This window comes from Mesorhizobium captivum (genome assembly GCF_033977165.1).
Classification (GTDB): Bacteria; Pseudomonadota; Alphaproteobacteria; order Rhizobiales; family Rhizobiaceae; genus Mesorhizobium; species Mesorhizobium captivum.
Map to the genome: position 1 here is coordinate 27154 of NZ_JAVIJB010000037.1, position 16591 is coordinate 43744.

Here is a 16591-nt window from a genome sequence, read left to right on the forward strand (position 1 = left end):
ATCGCGAGACGGCCGGACCGCGCCGGATTGCCTGTGACGATGCTCCGTCAGTCCGATGAAAAAGGGCGCCACGACGGTTCCAGTGCTGCAAATAAGCAGCGCAACTTTCCCGTCGCAGAGCGCGGAAGACTGCACGGCGCATCGGAACTCCGCGCTGCACTGCAATATCTGCGAGACGCTCGACATACCGGACCAGGCGTTGCTGGAGAACTCGTTGCACTTGCGGCAAATTTTGTACCCCCACGTTCGCGGATAAAAATGTACTGGGCGGTCAACTGGCCGGACTGAAGCGAACCAAGGGCTCCTGAAATTTTGACACCAAGTTATCGAAGTGTAGCGACGGATTGGGCGTCGGATTGGTCGAAAGCGACCCTCAAGGATCATGTGCTGAATAATAGGAGTTGGGCAGAAGCCGAGGCGTATGACGCCTGGTGGCCCCAGCCATATTTGCCGCTTGCAGACGATCTGGAGGAAGGATCACCAGACATTTGTCGCTACCGCTTTGGGTCAGCCGCCTGCAAGAAGGTACTCACCAGCTCAATTAACGGAATACCATTGATTTAAGGTGTCTGTAATCGAGTTATTCGATGAATACGATCGCCGCTATCTTCATAGAGAAAAGCAGTATTTCAGATCTCTTGCCGCCGAGATTGATGATGTGCCAAGCGACGCACCCTTTGCCGTCGATTTGGGGCTGTTTGACCAGAATGCGCTCAAACGAGAGACTGACACGGCAACCAGAAAACTGGTACGCTCAGTCGAACGCTGGCTGAGAGATGCGTCCGAACAGGGCGTGTTGTTCACCTAACGCTTGAAATCATACGAGAACAGACGATCGATCTCCTTGAAGCCAACGGTGTCGTAAAGGCGGTTTGCTGCTGTCCTGTTTCTCTCGCTACCGGGGACTCTATCGTCGTCGTCGACATACAGGATTATCTCGCCTGCACCATGGGAACGAAGTTGCTTTATCGCTGTTCCGAGTAGCTTCCTTCCAACACCTTGTCCTCTGTATTCTCTCTCGACTTCTATGAGCCAGATTACGCCTATTCCTTGAAACAGCGAACCGGCGCTTACAAAACCGATCTCTCTATTCCCTTCTTGGGCGCTGATGCGCCAGCCATGGACTGATTCATCGACCTTGATGATTGCACTTTCCTGTGTGGAGAGTTCTCTCGAGGGAGTCGTGAAATGCATGTATCGCCAAAGGTCCGTCGCTGAGAACCCTTTGCCGACCAAAGTGGCGTGTGTCGATGGCCGCGCGGCGACGGGTAGAGCCTCCAAACCAGAGGTGAGCGCGGTGGCGAATTGAAAAGCTTGGATCGTCGGTGCCGTCGTGCTCGAAAGGAACTTGTCGACCAAGGCCGAGATGGCGTCATCGTTCTCGCGGGCGTGAAGCCAGAGCAGGTGGGCTATTTCTCCATTCTGATGCTCTGCATATGAGATGACGCCGAGCACCTTGGATCCGCGCTCAAGAACCTCAATGACCGGAGACTTCAGTTCCATCCACCAGCCTGAGTCCACCTCGGACCGCCCACTTTGCGCCAACCGCAGCATGCTAAGATCGCAGTATGGTTGGCCGATGAGCCTATCGGCATTGATCAGTTCCAGCACTGCCGCAGCATGCAGGTCTTCATTGTAGCTAACTATCTGATTCAAACTCTTACCCATGAATACCACCTCTTCCAGAGAGCGGGACAATCTGAATCTCGCTTTGAGCAGTCGGTTGGCTAAGGAACGAATGTTTTCCTTTGCGTCTTGCTGTTCGCTTGCGGGTCTGTGGTCTTGCGATCGAGTTCGATGACCGTATCCGTATCTGCGATGACCGTTCTGCGATGTGTGATCGCGAGGACCGTCACCGCAGTACTAAGCATGCGGATGTGTTCCATGATGTCGCGCTCCGTCGCCTCATCGAGCGCCGAACTCGCCTCGTCGAGAAAGAGGATCGCCGGATTGCCGTAGAGGGCACGGGCAATGGCGACACGCTGCCGCTCACCACCCGACAGCTTCAAACCCCGCTCGCCGACCTTTGTCTCTAGACCGTCGGGCAAGGCTTCGATGAAGGATAGGATCGCAGCCTTTTCGATGGCACTGCGCAATCGCGTCTCGTCCCGTGGGCGGCCGAGCAGAATGTTGTCCGCCAGACTTTCATTGAGCAACACGACGTCCTGTGGCACGACGGCGACCGCGCTGTACCAGTCGGCGCGTTCGATGCAGGCGAGATTGACGCCGTCTACGCGGATTTGGCCTGAGTTAGGTTCGATCGACTTCAATGCGAGCTTGAAGACAGTCGATTTGCCCGAGCCGGTTTCGCCGACGATGAAGGTAATGCCGCCGCGCTGTGCCGTGAAGTTGACGCTGTTGACACCTCGGGCATTGTCGTAGGCGTAGGCAACATCCTCGAAGTCCATGCGTCCTTCGCTGGGGACAAAAGTCGGTGCATGCGCGCCCTGTCGCTCTTCCGGAGCGTCCCACATGGCGGCCAGCGGTGCCAGCGATGCGCGCGATCGGGCGACATCGTCGATGGCATGAGCGATCATCTCAAAGGGCATATTGAGCTGGAGCAACAAGGTGTTGAACAGCACTATCCCGCCAATTGTCAGTTCACCGGTCGCGTAGCGCGGCAGCAGTAGCAGGAACGTGACGGCAAACTGGATCGTCAGACCCAGGCCGAGAATAGCGACATAGGCTACGCGTCTCAGCGCATAGGCACGCCAGTTGTCGCGCACCTCTTTTGCTTTCGTGTTAAAGCGTCCGCTCAGCCAGCCATGGCTACTAAAATATCTCAGCGTCTCCATGGCATTCATAGCATTGCCGACGAAACGAGCATTCTCCTGACCAGCTGCGACGGCGGCGTCGAGAAGCGCGCGAGTGCGTCGGTTGGCAAGGATGGTCAGTGCGATCGAGCCTGCTCCGTACGCAATGACAATTGCGACCACCTCAATTTTGATCAATGCGCCGAGGGTGATAAGCGAGAGCAGGATCTGGGTGACGCCCGGAATGAAGACGATGAGGGCCAGTTGCACCAATATCGTCAACGCATCGCGCCCCTTCTCGCCCGCTGCCTGGATTTCGGCCGGGTTATTTTCGATGAAGAAAAGGGCGGTCTTCTTCAGCAGGCGTTCGAAAAAGCGCGTGCTGGTGATAAAGCCCAGATTCTCAGCGCTCATGAAGGAGAGATACTGAACCATGTGCTGCAGCGCCGACGACACGCCGAGCAGCACGGCGTAAGTAACAAATCCCCAGATCAACGCGCTGACGGCCCCAACATGCGGCAGGCTGTCGACAAGACGTGAGAAGAGGTACGGGGCAGCCACACTCGAGGCACTTGAAAGAAAGACCACCGCTGCAACCACCATGAGGGTCCAACGATCGGACGCCCAATACGCGCGAAGTATCTCGGAAATCGGGGCGATGAAAGCGACCGTTTGCCTCGATTGGTTCATGATCGTGAAACAGAGCCTCCCCGTTCGTCACGCTATCATCAGGACCTCGCCGGATCCGGCGTCGGTGGTCAGGACAGGGATCGGACCATCGGCGTTGGATCTCGGCGCGAGAATCGCGCCTTCTTCGACCGCTTCGACTGACAGCCGCGGCGCAAGTTGAATCGTTTGGCCAGGATTAGACACGCTCTTCGTCATCCGAAGCTCCCCCGCGAACCCGAGATCGAGGTGAGAGAGTTGATGGAAGAACGAATGCATCGTGAATATTTGTATCCGGAAATAGGCCAAAATCCGACGATCATCAAATGATTTGACATCGCGCGTCCTTTGAAACTCAGAGATAATTACGCAAATAAAGCTGGAAATTTCTTCCTCGCTCTTGCGTTGACCCCTCCTTCTCATAAGCAAGACAATTCAATCAAGTTAGATACTGTCTGGAATCTAGATATATTTTCGTCCCGCACGTCATTGGCTCGCCGCGAAGCTGGTGCGGATATATTCATTCGCAACCCTTCAGAGGTGCGTGGGGTTTGGTGCGTCCCCATAGACGGCCACGGGATCGAATACCTTCTCCGTCTCCTCGAAGACGAAGGGGATCGGGGTCTCCCCGAGAGGTTCAACGGGAATGGAGCGATAGAAGCAGGATCGGTAGCCGACATGGCAACTCGCGCCACCCGCGACTTCGACCCTGAGCCAGATCGCGTCCTGGTCATCGTCCACGCGGATCTGCACGACTCTCTGAGACAGCCCGCTCGTCGTGCCCTTGTGCCATAGGCATTGCCGGCTACGGCTCCAATAATGTGCTTCACCCGTGTCGATCGTTCGCAGCAATGCTTCAGCGTTCATTACGCCCATCATCAGAACCTCGCCCGATGACGCGTCCGTCGTCACGACAGGGATCAAACCCTCGGCGTTGAATTTCGGCGCGAGAAGTGCGCCTTCCTCGACGGCTTCAACCGAGAGCCGCAGACCGAATTGAGCGGGACGGCCGATATTGAGGAGGCTGGTCATCCGAACGTCTCCCGCGATCCCGAGATCGAGGACAGGAAATCTCGCTTGAGTTCCGCATCCGTTTCAAACGCGCCAATCAAGCGCCGCGTGACCATGGTGACACCAGGCTTCCGGATGCCCCGCGTTGTCATGCACATATGCGCCGCCTCGATCACGACAGCGACGCCCTTCGGCTTCAGCACCTCGTTGATGGTGTCGGCGATCTGCGCCGTCAGCGTCTCCTGAATCTGCAACCGCTTGCCGTACACCTCTATCAGACGGGCGAGCTTGCTGATTCCGACAACGCGATCAGAGGGGAGATAGGCGACATGCGCCTTCCCAATGATCGGGACGATATGGTGCTCGCAATGTGACTCCAGCCGGACATCACGCAGGATGACCATTTCGCCATAGTTCTGGGTCTCCTCGAAGGTGCGGCCAAGCAGATCCACCGGGTCGATCCGATAACCTTCGAAAAACTCCTCATAGGCCCGCACGACGCGATCCGGCGTGCCGACGAGGCCCTCTCGATCCGGATCATCACCCGCCCATTCGATCAGCGTCCGCACGGCCGCCTCTGCGGCCTCTCGCGTCGGACGCCTTCGTGGCGCATGAGACGGTCCCAAGCCCACGATGGGCTCACTCAACAAAACATCACTCATGATTTCTCCGGTCGGATAGTTGCGGATAATCATGCAACGTTATAACGTACCACTCAAGAGACAATCTCACTCGACATGGTGTGATGGAGAAATCCCATGGCCCAGCAAATGCCGCCGCATCGCAGGGAGCCCGTATCACAAGCGCTCGTAGCCGCGGCGGTCAAAGCTGTGGCCAACACCTGCCTCGAGCGTGGTCTGCATTTCACGACAATCCGCCGGCAGGTGATGGAAACCCTGATCCGTGCCGGACAACCGCTCGGTGCTTATGAGCTGATGCCTGCGCTCGAGCGCACGCTCGGCCGGCGCCTCACGCCTCCGACGGTCTACCGTGCACTCGAATTCCTACAGGAGCAGCACTTCGTTTCTCGCATCGAGAGTCGAAACGCATTCGTGCCCTGCGCGCACCCCAATCATCCGCATGCCTGCGTATTTTTCATTTGCGACAATTGCGGCGCTTCCGCCGAGGTCGAAGACTCCACGATCGAGAAAGCCGTTGCCCGCGATGCGGCCTCACTCGGCTTCCGCATCGCCCGCCGCGTGGTCGAACTGCAGGGCACCTGCGCGACCTGTATCGCCACCGGCAGTCACGCAACCGCCCATCATCCCTAGAAACACTGCCCTAGTGACGCAGCAGACTTAAGGCTGCGTCCGATGCGGCTCCCCGCGAACCAAAAGGAGACTCTCGCAACATGCAGTCCGCTTTGCCACAGACGCCGGTCACGGTCCTCACCGGATACTTGGGTGCCGGGAAGACCACGCTCCTCAACCGGATTCTCACCGAGAAACACGGCAAGAAGTACGCCGTCATCGTCAATGAATTCGGCGAGGTCGGCATCGATAACGATCTCATCGTCGACGCCGATGAAGAGATATTCGAAATGAACAATGGCTGCATCTGCTGCACCGTGCGTGGCGATCTCATTCGCATCATCGACGGGCTCATGCGCCGCCGCGATCGCTTCGACGCCATCCTGGTCGAGACGACAGGCCTCGCCGATCCGGCTCCCGTCGCTCAGACCTTCTTCGTCGATGAAGACGTCCGCTCGAAGACCAAGCTCGACTCGATCGTGACGGTCGTCGACGCCAAGCACCTGCTCGGCGAAATCGACGAGGCACACGAAGCGCAAGAGCAACTGGCCTTCGCCGACACGATCCTGATCAACAAGACCGATCTCGTTTCTGCCGACGAACTCAAGCGGGTCGAAGATCGCATTCGGCGCATCAATCCGACTGCGACGCTCCATCACACGCAGCGCTGCAATATCGATCTCGACCAGGTCCTTGGCCGTGGCGCATTCGACCTCGATCGCGTTCTGGAAGTCGAACCGGACTTTCTCGATGAGTTCCACGAGCACGAACATGACGACCATGTCTCAAGCTTCGCCCTTGTCGCCAAGGAGCCGCTCGATCCCGCGAAATTTATGCGTTGGCTCAGCCTGGTCGTCCAGCACTTCGGCATGGATATCCTTCGCCTGAAGGGCATTATCTCTTTCAAGGATGATGACGACCGCTTTGTCGTGCAGGCCGTCCATATGCTCCTCGACGGCGATCATCAGCGCCCGTGGAAGCCCGACGAGGAACGGGTTACCCGACTCGTCTTCATCGGTCGCAACCTCCCGAAGGAGGTCATTGAAACAGGCTTCAACGCATGCCGGGCGTAATCGCTGCGAGAGCCTTTTCGGGAGCCCCGCCGCATAGGTGGCGGGGCCTCCGACATTTTCAGCGTCTCCTTGGGGAACCGAACTGTTGCGACGTGGATGCCGCGAGGCGTTCGGCCTTGGCTAAGGCGTTTGGGTTGGGCGCAAAACGCAAGAAGAGAGCAGCCTAGAAACGGGCGCCGGGCCGCCGCATGATGCAAAGGGATGCTATGAGAGACGACGCCAGTGTATCGCTTGTCGCGGTCACTCCGGACGATCTGCGCGAGGTGGAAAACATATTCGGCGATCTCACCACCTACTCCCAACGCGTTGATGGCGTCCGGAGACGTGACGGTGCGGCCTACGCATTCGCGACGGCTCTCCCCCCTGGATATAAGCCAAGTGACAAACATGCGTTCTTGGTAAAGCGCGGGGATGTGCCGGTTGGGTTGCTTGACGTTATCAACGGTTACCCCTCACTCGGAACAGTCTTCATCGGTCTTCTGGCGATCCGAGAAAGTGCACAGGGATCGGGCATTGGTCGAGCACTTGTTCACGAAGCGGAACAGTTCGCTCGCTACAACCTCAAGGCCCGAACGATCCGACTGGCTGTAGTGGAAACCAATCCGGTCTTTGGCTTCTGGACGAAGATGGGGTACAGAGCAACCGGGGAGGTCAAACCCTTCGAGGGAGAGACCATCTCATCGCGTGCCGTCCTGATGGAAAAGAAGCTCCCGAAGTAGGTCACGCGTTGTTCGAATGTGCGGACGTCGCTTGTTGAAGCAGTTTCTTCGCCGCCCTTCCAAACTGAGACCGAAATCCTGATGAATTTGGTCGCGCGACAGCGGTGATTCTCTGCACGAAGTCGAACACGCTCTCGGACCTGCCGTCTTCTTCGGCCAGCCCTCCAGGCAGCTGCAGTTTTGTGCTGCCGGCAAGAAAGCCATTAGTTTCAATGTGCTAAGCCGCCGACTGAAAAAGCAATTTGAGATGGTTGCGTGCCCCCGCAACCAATTCTATCATAAATCTATAACCGTCCCGGTCTGAACAGTCGGGGCGGTTCTTTGCGTTTGAGAGGAACGCCGACTTTCATCCCCCGGCCATCGAGACGTGGCACGGAAAGCCGGCTCCGCGAATATCCAACGTGGCTTGGCGGGCCTATTCTATGTCCACTAGTCGGCGCCCAAAACTCTAGTCATCGCGAGTGACCGATTCTGACGGTGTTCCGCGCGTGATAGGGTTGACCGCGCGGAGAGCCGCGAGCCCTTTCTTGGCGTGGGCAACCAGGAGCCGAAAGAACTCGCGATATGCAGCTGCGACCTTGATATCATCGGGTACAATTAGGCCGCGTGCTTCTATCTCGGCAACATTGAATGGAAGCGGCGGCAGAGGATAGGGACGAGCGATTCGCAAATAGGGCGAGAATGGCTGCAACATGAGGCCCGCGAAGGCGTACTTCTCGAAAACGGCGTCGTAGGCCGCTCTCTCTTCGTCGTTCGCCAGCTTGCTGTAGCCCGGTGGCCCCAATGGTTCATAATAGGTGTTGAAAGCGCCTATTTCCTCTTCGATGGCCCAGAGTTGGGTCTTAATCCACTTTTCGAAGTGTTTTTCTTGAAATTCAGCGAACGTCACAAGCTCGATGTTCGTGGAATGCGCAGCGAGGATCGCCCCGGATTGAAAGCCAACTTTCGATACAATGTAGCCCCGGTGAGCCCCGGTCTCCTGCATCACTGTTCGAAAAGCATGAACGACATCCTTTGGGATGTTGTGCTGCCAATTTTTACATTCGCAGATCGTCCTGTGGATGATGCCGTCGACATTTTCTTCTGCCAACACATCCACATCGACAGTTCCACGAGGAAGGTCCAGCGCTATCTGGCGCCGGGCCTCCATCCCGCACTCACTCAGTATAGCTGTCACCAGAAGTTCGAGCTGTTCCCAACTCTCAGGTATCTGTGAGGTAATCAAGGGCATCGCTGTTCACCGTTGTCTCCAGCCCGCCTTATAGGGGACGAGAAGCCTCTGAGCGCAAAGGGTTTACATGATATGTGCCAGTATTTCTCTAATGCGTTCGATTGCTTGTGCGAAAATCAGAGAGCAATGACAGCGGTGTGACGGTCACACGCTATGTAGACTGCATCCACCCCGAAGCACGTAGTACCGTCAACTAGACGGTTCACCTGGAGGTGGCGGCGAGCGCGCAAACAGTTCATACCCATCCGCCCGCAAGCCGTCATCCACAATCCCGTCCTTGTCCATGCACTGGATAACCAGATCGACCTGCTCCTTTGAATTCCGGGGCAGCTTATAGACTTCATCGAGCTGGGGCGGTGTGAGGTATCTCGGCAAGTGAGCGTGTGGGTCCGGTGGTATTTTCCAGTTTCGCAGCCAGTTGCCGGTCAGGGCCTTCCAGAACGTGCGCTGATCTGCGATCGCCTTTCGTTTGTTGAGGGCATCATAATCGCGCAACGCTACCAAGGTGTCGGCTTGCAGCTCCCTTTTCATCCAGCCGTTAAATGCAGCCATGCGGGCGCGGTAGTCGAGGAATACCTCGCGGAGATCGAGCTCGGCTGGAGACGCGTCGATGTAGGCTTTGAGAGCGGTGATACCTGCGCCAAAGCCGCCCGAGGAAGATTCCACTGCACGCCGCAGAACATCCTTACTAAAGACGAACGTTGCACGGCTCGTGCCCTCGATAAGCCATCCCGGTTGTACCGCGTGCAGGTGGTGAAGAATAACTCGCAGGCCAATGACGAACTCATGCAAGCCGTCAGTCCCGAAACATTCAACACGCTTGTCAACGTAGCCGGGGAGTGGCTGAAGCTTGTGGACGCGCCGCCCATGGTCGACCAACGACGCTGCGGCGTTCGCCGTGGCAAATAACTCCTTTTGGATCCTGCGCTCGGTCCTGCCGGATTCGTCCTCGCCGCCAGGTGCAAAATAGTTCGACTCTTTCGAAAGTGCCGCGTTCTCAAAAACGTTGATCGCGACCAGCAAATCCTGGAGGCATTGCTCCATAATGGCGAGGCTGGTCAAAAAAGAATCCCGCCGCTCCGCAAGCGCATAGCCCGAATGGCCTCGCATAATCGTGCGGGTATGACGGCTATTTTGTTCGATGACGGCTTGCGCCAGCTCTTCCGGCAGTGGCACTTGGCTCGAAGCAACGGCCTGACGAAGGGATTCGCGCTCTTGCGCTTGGCGTTCTTCCTGCCGCTTCCAGAGCCTGGCAACTTGCTCGCGCGTGAGTTTGGGAACATTAATCATGGTTTGGTCCAGCCTTCATGGATTCGGCGCTGGTCGACTACGGACCCCACTGGCAAGGTCTGTCATGCGCAGCTGGTGGCGTGCCACTATTTCTGAAACGACGGGAGAAGGCTTGTCAGTTTGCCGAGGCCAGCCCTCATCCCATCGCTAAGCCTTAGCCTTCCGTTTGGCTGGCGCCTTCTTGGCTAGGGTTGGCTGAGCCTTGCGCCCAAGGCCTGATGATTTCGCCAGCGCTGATCGTTGAGCCGCGTAGTTAGGCGCAACCATCGGATATTCGGGCTTCAATCCCACTTCTCACGGTACTCGTCGGGTGTCAGTCCGTAGTGAACGCCAAGATGGCGCTTCAGGGATTTGAATTTTTTCCCATCTTCCAAGCAGATAATGTAGTCTGGGAATACTGATCGTTTCGGGTTTACCGCCGGCTCCTGCTTCGGCTGCTCAGCCACGGTTGGCTGACCGATGCCGGACAGAGACGAATGAATCGAAGCAATGAGTTCGGACAGTCCGGAGACGGGAACTGCGTTCTTGCTTACGTATGCCGAGACAATATCCGCCGTCAGTCCAACAAGATCAGCGGTTTCAGGTTCGATTGCTTCGCTCAAGTATTCACTCCTGGGTTTTGGATCTGCACCCTACCTCCCAGCCATCGTGTACAGCAATTTCAATTTATGTCGAGATAGATAGCGGCGCCTCTCAGCAAGTCATCGCCCCGATGTTGGATCGATCAGTTACCGTTCGCATATTTGCCCTCTCAGACGTCGGAGACAACATTCATGAAGGGGCGACCGTCTCGATCATGTCGAGGCGCTGCCTCTATCCGGGGCGCAGTTTTTCATGGTTAACACAATAGAAGGGAGATGGTGATAAGCATTTCCTGCCGATAGAGGGATAACCATGGCCAATCAACTGTGGTTTGGGGACAATCTGAACGTCTTGAGGGAGCAAATACCGTCTGAGAGCATAGACCTCGTGTATCTGGATCCGCCGTTCAATTCAAACGCAACCTACAACATCCTGTATAAGACACCAGTGGGTGGAGACGCGCAGGTCAAAGCGTTCGAGGATACGTGGAGCTGGGAAGACGGCGCGTCGAAAGCTCTCGATGACCTGAGCCGCGAAGACATCACAACGTTCAATATGCTCCGTGCGCTACAGTCATTTCTGGGGCGTAGCGATATGATGGCTTACCTCGCAATGATGGCAGTTCGCTTGGTCGAGCTGCGCCGCATTTTGAGATCGACGGGCTCGATCTATCTCCACTGCGATCCGACTGCTTGCCACTACCTCAAGATCTTGATGGATGCGATCTTCAAGGGCGAAGGGTTCGTCAATCATATCTCTTGGAAACGATCGCACGCTCACAGTGACGGTCGCCAAGGGGCCAAACACTTCGGGCGCAACTCCGATACCTTGCTATTCTATGCCCGCTCCTCAGACCGCGTTTTCAATGTGCAGTATACTCCATACTCAGATGAATACATGGATCGAGACTATCGGCGACTGGACCCGGACGGTCGGCGGTTTCGGCTGGACAACATCCAAGGCCCGGGCGGTGCCGAAAAAGGCAATCCCTCCTATGAGGTCATGGGGGTAACCCGGTACTGGCGATACTCGAAGGCGAAGATGGCCGCTCTGATCGACGAGGGTCGCATAGTGCAGACACGTCCGGGGGCAGTTCCACAGCTCAAGCGCTATCTAGATGAAATGCCCGGCGTGCCGGTGCAGGAAATTTGGACCGACATTCCGATCATCAATAACCGCTCGAAAGAAGCGCTCGGCTACCCTACTCAGTAGCCGCTTGCCCTTTTGGAACGGATAATCTCCACGTCGTCAGATCGCGGCGACGTCGTATTGGATCCTTTTTGCGGTTGCGGGACCGCTATCCACGCGGCGGAGAAGCTAGGACGCTCGTGGATCGGGATCGACATAACCTACCTTGCGATCCAAGTGATCGAAGATCGGTTCAAAACATGGCTTCCAGCTGCATCGTATAAGTTGAATGGTATCCCTGCGGATGAGATGTCGGCGAGAAAGCTTGCTGCGCATGATCCATACACGTTTCAGCAATGGGCCGTAGGTCGCGTTGGAGGACAATCTCGCGGAAAAGGCGCCGACGGGGGCATAGACGGCGAGATCGTGTTTCAAACCGGCTCACAGAGCTATGGCCGCGGCTTAGTGTCCGTCAAAGCTGGTCGCCATGTTGGACCGGACATGATCAGATCCCTTTGCGCCGTTGTGCAGAGGGAGCAGGCCGATATCGGCATTTTCGTATGCGTAGACGAGCCGACGAAAGATATGAAGTCTGAAGCTCACGGGTTTGGGCGCATCAATCTTCCAGGCGGCGATCGACCACGAATCCAAATCGTGACCGCTGCCGATCTGATACGCGGACCAAATCTCGGAATTTTGACCGCCCTTAATATCGTCGCATCTGCCCAGGCAGCGCGCGCCGTCGCCCGGAAGCAGCCGGCAAAGCGGCCATCTCCTGATGATCTCCGGCGACAGCCTGAGCTTCCACCAATGCCAATCGCGGGGGGCAAAACTTCAAAGGTCCAGCCTTCGTTGCCGCTGGGCGAACCGCTTTTGTCACATCCCCAGCCGGGTCGAAGGCATCGAGCGAAACGAAGCTAAAGCGCTGCCACCGGCATCTTTGCTCTTATTCGAAGAAATCCTCGTCGATTTTTTTGACGTGTAGAATCTCTTCGACGCGACAGCCGACATTGTAGCGAATCATCAGGCGAGTCAGTTGCTCGCCGTCGATAAGCACGATGCGTTTGCTCAGATAATCGGCTGTTTCGTGGGCGCTCTCGGTAAAGGTCGATGTCGTTACGAAGATTCCTTTGGCGGCCTTGTGCCGATCTAGGCTACCGAAGAAGTCGCGGATCGCACCTGATCCCACGCTGTTGCCGGCCGTATACCGCTTAGCCTGGATGTAAACTCGGTCAAGGCCTAAGGCGTCTTGATCGATGACGCCGTCTACACCGTCGTCCCCGCTGCGGCCAAGTGCGCGTCCGGCATCGGCTGCTGAGCCACCGTAGCCCATTGCCAGAAGAAGATTTACGATCAGCCGTTCAAAGAAATCGGGGGGCGCGGCGCACACTCGGTCGAGCAGATCCTCGGCAAGAGCGGCGTCGATACGCCGATGTGCTGCGCGCATGATTTCATCTGGCGTCTGGCCGATAGGGTCGTCGATAGCTGCGCTTGCGATGGCATCAGCCTCGTTCGCCCGATTGGTGAACTGCCGGAATTCGTCGAACCGACTTAGAAACCGGTTGTCTATCCGATCTGGATTGGAGGCTAACACGTCCGCCCCACGCGGGGTCAGGCGGAAGTGGCCGCGCTTTGTGGCTTCGACCAACCCTGCCTTGGCGAGATAGGTCTTTGCCCAGTGGACGCGGTTCGTGAAGATCGTCTGGCGACCTGACGCCAGCAGTGCTGCGCGCGCTACGTCGCTGAGGCCCAGATCGTCGGCAAGGCGCTGCGCCACGGCGCCGATGCGCTGTTCGCCGACGGCGGCGGCTTTTAATACTGGCAGCATCAAGCTTTGATAGTCGGGAACCGTGGCACCAGAATCTGGAGCGGTCATCGCGATGCCAGTCATCTAACCGCCGATTCTTGCTGCGGCATTGTCCTGATCATCGTCCTGCGAGCAAGTTGGGCTTGACCCTGCTCTTCAGGGCAGGATGGTCCACCTCGAGCAAAGCGCCCGCTTGCTCGGCACGGAGCCTGACATAGCCCCGGATCATCTTTTCGGTGAACTCGTACCATCCCTGGCGCGTGCCGGTTAGAATGGTGGAGTGGCTCGGCTGCTTGAGGCTGTTAATGCGCTGGTTGAACTTGTCGCGGTCGAGTGTTTCCTGCGGGCGCTCCCTCATGATCCGCTGGTAGGACTCGTAGATATCGGTGCTTCGCCGGCGCAACTCATGGCCGTCTGCGGCCGCCCAAAGCACTGCCTCGTAGTCATTATTGTATTTTTGAGTGGCCGTTTCGTACGGACCCTTCAATTTCATGTCCATCGCCTCGGCCGCATCCGACATCGCCAACTCGAACAGCTCCGGCGTGACAATGCCATCATTCTCGGCCTCGAACACGCGCCAGAACAGTTTTTCCGAGATGAAGTGGACATAGTACGGGAACCCGTCGCTGATGCGCGCGATCCGGACGACGGTGTTCTCCTCGGTCTCGATGCCGAGCCGCTCCGCGGCCCCCGTAACGATCTCGAACCGCGCCTCCCAGGGAAGCTGCCCAAGTCCCACGGTGTGGAAATAGCGGTCGGCGCTGCCGTGCGCGGCCATCAGGGCATCAACGCTTTCGCCGATGCCGCAAAAGATGAACCTAGCTGGAACGTGGCGGTCCGATATCTGCTTGATGAAGTTGGCGAAGAACTCCTGCTCGTCCTTGCTGCCTATCTGGTCGAACTCGTCGATGACGAAGACAGGGTTCGCCGAGAAGGACTCGCACAGGAACTGGACAAGCCTGACGGCCTCGTTCACCGAACCCGGCTCGCTCGCCTGAGCCTCGTGGGTGGTGACCTTGCCTCCGATGTTGATGCCCAGTCTCGTGAAGCCGCCCCCGACCTCCTTGACCTTCTTCTCGATGGTTGGGTTCTTGTTCACGGCTTCGTCGAAGATTTCCCGAATGACGTTACCGAAGCTGCTCTTGTTATCACATCCAATGATTATCGGGTCCATGCCTAAGGAGAGACCATAGGCGGCAGTCTGCGCCAGCGACGACTTGCCAACGCCGCGCAGGCCATGGATCAGTACGTGCCGACCGGATTGATAAAGGGCGCGCTTGATGCCTGCGAGTTGCTCCTCGCGTCCGCGCAGGAACTCTTCTGAATGCAGCGGCTGGGACGGCGACAACACCTTACCCAGTGCTACGCCGAAATCATGTTCTGACGGCGCCAGAACGGCGCGCAGCCCCCTGATGTGATTCGCCATCCAACCAATTTACACGCGCACCTGCCGGTCTGAAAAGCTGGCTCCCCGATAGCCCAAACATTAAGCGTCATCAGCACAGCCCTACCGCATATGCGACGCAGTTAGACCTGGAGCACGGAGACAAACTGCTCGGGCTGGACCTCAAGCGCCTGACCCTTGTTGCTGATGCGGATGACGACCCTCTTCGCTGGCGCAAATATAGGCAGTGGAGAGAAGCGGAGAGAATTGGGTCGGCTATCACGTTGCCGCTCACTTAATTCGACCAGCTAAAGTTTTCCGGGTTCCAATTAAAGGCTGACGGGCCCGGATGTCTTTGGCCGGATGACAATGGTCATTCCGGAGACCACACGGCCGAGGCAACCGGGTTCTGAACTATGGATTCGCGCATTCATCAACCAAGCCGTAGCCTGACACCATTTTTAAAAATCAGATTATAACATGATCTTGCTACCGAAGTGATCATGATATAGACTGATCGGCTGTAACCAAAATCAGGCTTCAATATGAAAAGAGATACGCGCCAACGCGCCAGGCTTCGCCTCGATGAGAGGCTTTCCGTCCTCAAGCCGGAAGACCGCTTCCGCCCGCCACCGAAAGGCTGGATGCGCGCGATCCGCGACGCGATCGGCATGACCGGCGTTCAGCTCGCCGCGAGGCTTGGCGTGCGCCCGCAGACGGTCGAAGCCATCGAGAAATCCGAAGCGAGCGGTTCTGTCCAGCTCAGCACGCTGCGCCGCGCCGCCGAAGCGATGGACTGCACCCTGGTCTACGCGCTCGTTCCGAACAGCTCGCTCGAGAACGCGGTCCATCAGCGCGCCCGGAAAATCGCAATCCGCGCTCTTCAACGTGTCGCCCATACGATGCGGTTAGAGGCGCAGGAGACCGGCGATGCCGGAATGGAGGCTCGTATCGAGGCCTATATCCGCGATGTCCTCAAGGATCGCGACTTGTGGAACGAGCCGTGACAGACCTTTTCCAGGAGCCGGAAGACGCAACGCCGCTGGAGCCGGAGGAGCGCGAAGGGCTCCTGCAAAGCTGGATCACACACCGCAGCGATCTCAACGAAGCCGAGCAGGAGAATATCATCAAGGGCGCGGCCTGGGCGCGCGGCGGACGCGGGCGCAAGCCGGCCGTCCTGCTAGACGTCGGCTTCGCGCTGGCACTGCACAAGCGGATGTTCGGCGAGGTGTGGAGATGGGCCGGCACCTTTCGCCGGACTGCGCGGAATATAGGTATCGACGCCTACCGGATACCGATGGAGGTGGCGGCGCTCTTCGATGATGTGCGTTACTGGATAGAGCACGAAACGTATTCGCCTGATGAAATAGCCGTGCGGCTGCACCATCAGTTGGTTTCGATCCATCCGTTTCCGAACGGCAACGGTCGCCATTCACGGCTGATGGCTGACCTGCTCATCGAGGCGCTCGGGGGCGAGCCGTTCAGCTGGGGCGAAGGCAATCTTGCCGATACCGGCGAACTGCGCACCCGCTATATCGCGGCCTTGAGGGCGGCTGATAACCACGACATGGGGCCGCTCCTGGAGTTCGCCCGGTCGTAATCAGTGTGCTTTCTTGGTCTTCTGTAGCTGCGAGAGTAGCCCTCCATTCGAAGAGATCTCTGCTTGCACCTGAATATATGATCTGATGTTCACCGAA

17 protein-coding genes and 1 pseudogene are annotated in these 16591 nt (G+C 57.3%); 8 read left to right on the top strand and 10 right to left on the bottom strand.

Annotation, left to right across the window (positions count from 1 at the left end; genetic code table 11):
- The first annotated feature begins 565 nt into the window (after positions 1-565).
- Positions 566-808, top strand: a complete 243-nt coding sequence (locus RFM40_RS25655; protein WP_320229088.1) for a hypothetical protein — start codon at positions 566-568, stop codon at positions 806-808.
- Here RFM40_RS25655 and RFM40_RS25660 read toward each other — a convergent pair.
- From RFM40_RS25660 to folE, 5 genes are all read right to left on the bottom strand, one after another.
- Positions 805-1668, bottom strand: a complete 864-nt coding sequence (locus RFM40_RS25660; protein ID WP_320229089.1) for a GNAT family N-acetyltransferase — start codon at positions 1666-1668, stop codon at positions 805-807. The two genes, RFM40_RS25655 and RFM40_RS25660, sit on opposite strands and share 4 nt — an antisense overlap.
- A 59-nt stretch (positions 1669-1727) precedes the next feature.
- Positions 1728-3443: an ABC transporter ATP-binding protein gene (locus tag RFM40_RS25665; RefSeq protein ID WP_320229090.1), complete on the bottom strand. Its 1716-nt coding sequence runs from the start codon at positions 3441-3443 to the stop codon at positions 1728-1730.
- Positions 3444-3470: 27 nt separating this feature from the next.
- A complete protein-coding gene (locus RFM40_RS25670; protein ID WP_320229091.1) occupies positions 3471-3638 on the bottom strand; it encodes a hypothetical protein in 168 nt (55 codons plus the stop codon).
- A 315-nt stretch (positions 3639-3953) separates the two neighbouring features.
- On the bottom strand, positions 3954-4451 hold the full coding sequence (gene hisI / locus RFM40_RS25675) for a phosphoribosyl-AMP cyclohydrolase (RefSeq protein WP_320229092.1): 498 nt from the start codon (positions 4449-4451) through the stop codon (positions 3954-3956).
- Entirely contained in the window at positions 4448-5092 is a 645-nt protein-coding gene (gene folE / locus RFM40_RS25680; protein WP_320229093.1) for a GTP cyclohydrolase I FolE, read from the bottom strand. The genes hisI and folE overlap by 4 nt, the downstream gene beginning before the upstream one ends.
- 96 nt (positions 5093-5188) lie before the next feature.
- Here folE and RFM40_RS25685 point away from each other — a divergent pair, with 96 nt between their 5' ends.
- The 3 genes from RFM40_RS25685 to RFM40_RS25695 all read left to right on the top strand — a co-directional run bounded on the left by RFM40_RS25685 (position 5189) and on the right by RFM40_RS25695 (position 7472).
- The gene (locus tag RFM40_RS25685; protein ID WP_320229094.1) at positions 5189-5701 is read left to right on the top strand and encodes a Fur family transcriptional regulator; all 513 of its coding nucleotides are present in this window, start codon (positions 5189-5191) and stop codon (positions 5699-5701) included.
- Positions 5702-5781: 80 nt separating this feature from the next.
- Positions 5782-6753: a CobW family GTP-binding protein gene (locus RFM40_RS25690; RefSeq protein ID WP_320229095.1), complete on the top strand. Its 972-nt coding sequence runs from the start codon at positions 5782-5784 to the stop codon at positions 6751-6753.
- 206 nt (positions 6754-6959) lie between these two features.
- Positions 6960-7472 carry a GNAT family N-acetyltransferase gene (locus RFM40_RS25695; RefSeq protein WP_320229096.1) on the top strand — a complete coding sequence of 171 codons (513 nt, stop codon included), beginning with the start codon at positions 6960-6962 and terminating at the stop codon, positions 7470-7472.
- 448 nt (positions 7473-7920) lie between these two features.
- Here RFM40_RS25695 and RFM40_RS25700 read toward each other — a convergent pair whose 3' ends face one another.
- The 3 genes and pseudogenes from RFM40_RS25700 to RFM40_RS25710 form a co-directional block, all read right to left on the bottom strand.
- On the bottom strand, positions 7921-8703 hold the full coding sequence (locus tag RFM40_RS25700) for a restriction endonuclease (protein WP_320229097.1): 783 nt from the start codon (positions 8701-8703) through the stop codon (positions 7921-7923).
- Between the two features lie 189 nt (positions 8704-8892).
- A complete protein-coding gene (locus RFM40_RS25705) occupies positions 8893-9993 on the bottom strand; it encodes a hypothetical protein (RefSeq protein WP_320229098.1) in 1101 nt (366 codons plus the stop codon).
- A 147-nt stretch (positions 9994-10140) separates the two neighbouring features.
- A pseudogene (locus tag RFM40_RS25710) lies at positions 10141-10595 on the bottom strand (Ros/MucR family transcriptional regulator).
- Between the two features lie 292 nt (positions 10596-10887).
- Here RFM40_RS25710 and RFM40_RS25715 point away from each other — a divergent pair.
- Both RFM40_RS25715 and RFM40_RS25720 read left to right on the top strand, forming a co-directional pair.
- Positions 10888-11787 (top strand): DNA methyltransferase, encoded by a 900-nt coding sequence (locus RFM40_RS25715; protein ID WP_320229099.1) that lies wholly within the window; start codon positions 10888-10890, stop codon positions 11785-11787.
- Between the two features lie 12 nt (positions 11788-11799).
- On the top strand, positions 11800-12624 hold the full coding sequence (locus tag RFM40_RS25720; protein WP_320229100.1) for a DNA methyltransferase: 825 nt from the start codon (positions 11800-11802) through the stop codon (positions 12622-12624).
- Between the two features lie 25 nt (positions 12625-12649).
- Here RFM40_RS25720 and RFM40_RS25725 read toward each other — a convergent pair whose 3' ends face one another.
- Together RFM40_RS25725 and RFM40_RS25730 are read right to left on the bottom strand one after the other, a co-directional pair.
- Positions 12650-13594 (bottom strand): restriction endonuclease, encoded by a 945-nt coding sequence (locus tag RFM40_RS25725; RefSeq protein ID WP_320229101.1) that lies wholly within the window; start codon positions 13592-13594, stop codon positions 12650-12652.
- A 34-nt stretch (positions 13595-13628) separates the two neighbouring features.
- A complete protein-coding gene (locus tag RFM40_RS25730) occupies positions 13629-14936 on the bottom strand; it encodes an ATP-binding protein (protein WP_320229102.1) in 1308 nt (435 codons plus the stop codon).
- 503 nt (positions 14937-15439) lie between these two features.
- Here RFM40_RS25730 and RFM40_RS25735 point away from each other — a divergent pair.
- Complete coding sequence (locus RFM40_RS25735; RefSeq protein WP_320229103.1) at positions 15440-15901, top strand: mobile mystery protein A; 462 nt, start codon at positions 15440-15442, stop codon at positions 15899-15901.
- Positions 15898-16494, top strand: a complete 597-nt coding sequence (locus RFM40_RS25740) for a mobile mystery protein B (RefSeq protein ID WP_320229104.1) — start codon at positions 15898-15900, stop codon at positions 16492-16494. The genes RFM40_RS25735 and RFM40_RS25740 overlap by 4 nt, the downstream gene beginning before the upstream one ends.
- Positions 16495-16591 lie beyond the last annotated feature (97 nt).

Excerpts from the sequence above, each read along its gene's own strand:
- RFM40_RS25660 (WP_320229089.1), bottom strand. The coding sequence starts at position 1,668 with ATGGGTAAGAGTTTGAATCAGATAGTTAGCTACAATGAAGACCTGCAT.
- RFM40_RS25665 (WP_320229090.1), bottom strand. The coding sequence starts at position 3,443 with ATGAACCAATCGAGGCAAACGGTCGCTTTCATCGCCCCGATTTCCGAG.
- RFM40_RS25670 (WP_320229091.1), bottom strand. The coding sequence starts at position 3,638 with ATGACGAAGAGCGTGTCTAATCCTGGCCAAACGATTCAACTTGCGCCG.
- hisI (WP_320229092.1), bottom strand. The coding sequence starts at position 4,451 with ATGACCAGCCTCCTCAATATCGGCCGTCCCGCTCAATTCGGTCTGCGG.
- folE (WP_320229093.1), bottom strand. The coding sequence starts at position 5,092 with ATGAGTGATGTTTTGTTGAGTGAGCCCATCGTGGGCTTGGGACCGTCT.
- RFM40_RS25685 (WP_320229094.1), top strand. The coding sequence starts at position 5,189 with ATGGCCCAGCAAATGCCGCCGCATCGCAGGGAGCCCGTATCACAAGCG.
- RFM40_RS25690 (WP_320229095.1), top strand. The coding sequence starts at position 5,782 with ATGCAGTCCGCTTTGCCACAGACGCCGGTCACGGTCCTCACCGGATAC.
- RFM40_RS25695 (WP_320229096.1), top strand. The coding sequence starts at position 6,960 with ATGAGAGACGACGCCAGTGTATCGCTTGTCGCGGTCACTCCGGACGAT.
- RFM40_RS25700 (WP_320229097.1), bottom strand. The coding sequence starts at position 8,703 with ATGCCCTTGATTACCTCACAGATACCTGAGAGTTGGGAACAGCTCGAA.
- RFM40_RS25705 (WP_320229098.1), bottom strand. The coding sequence starts at position 9,993 with ATGATTAATGTTCCCAAACTCACGCGCGAGCAAGTTGCCAGGCTCTGG.
- RFM40_RS25715 (WP_320229099.1), top strand. The coding sequence starts at position 10,888 with ATGGCCAATCAACTGTGGTTTGGGGACAATCTGAACGTCTTGAGGGAG.
- RFM40_RS25725 (WP_320229101.1), bottom strand. The coding sequence starts at position 13,594 with ATGACTGGCATCGCGATGACCGCTCCAGATTCTGGTGCCACGGTTCCC.
- RFM40_RS25730 (WP_320229102.1), bottom strand. The coding sequence starts at position 14,936 with ATGGCGAATCACATCAGGGGGCTGCGCGCCGTTCTGGCGCCGTCAGAA.
- RFM40_RS25735 (WP_320229103.1), top strand. The coding sequence starts at position 15,440 with ATGAAAAGAGATACGCGCCAACGCGCCAGGCTTCGCCTCGATGAGAGG.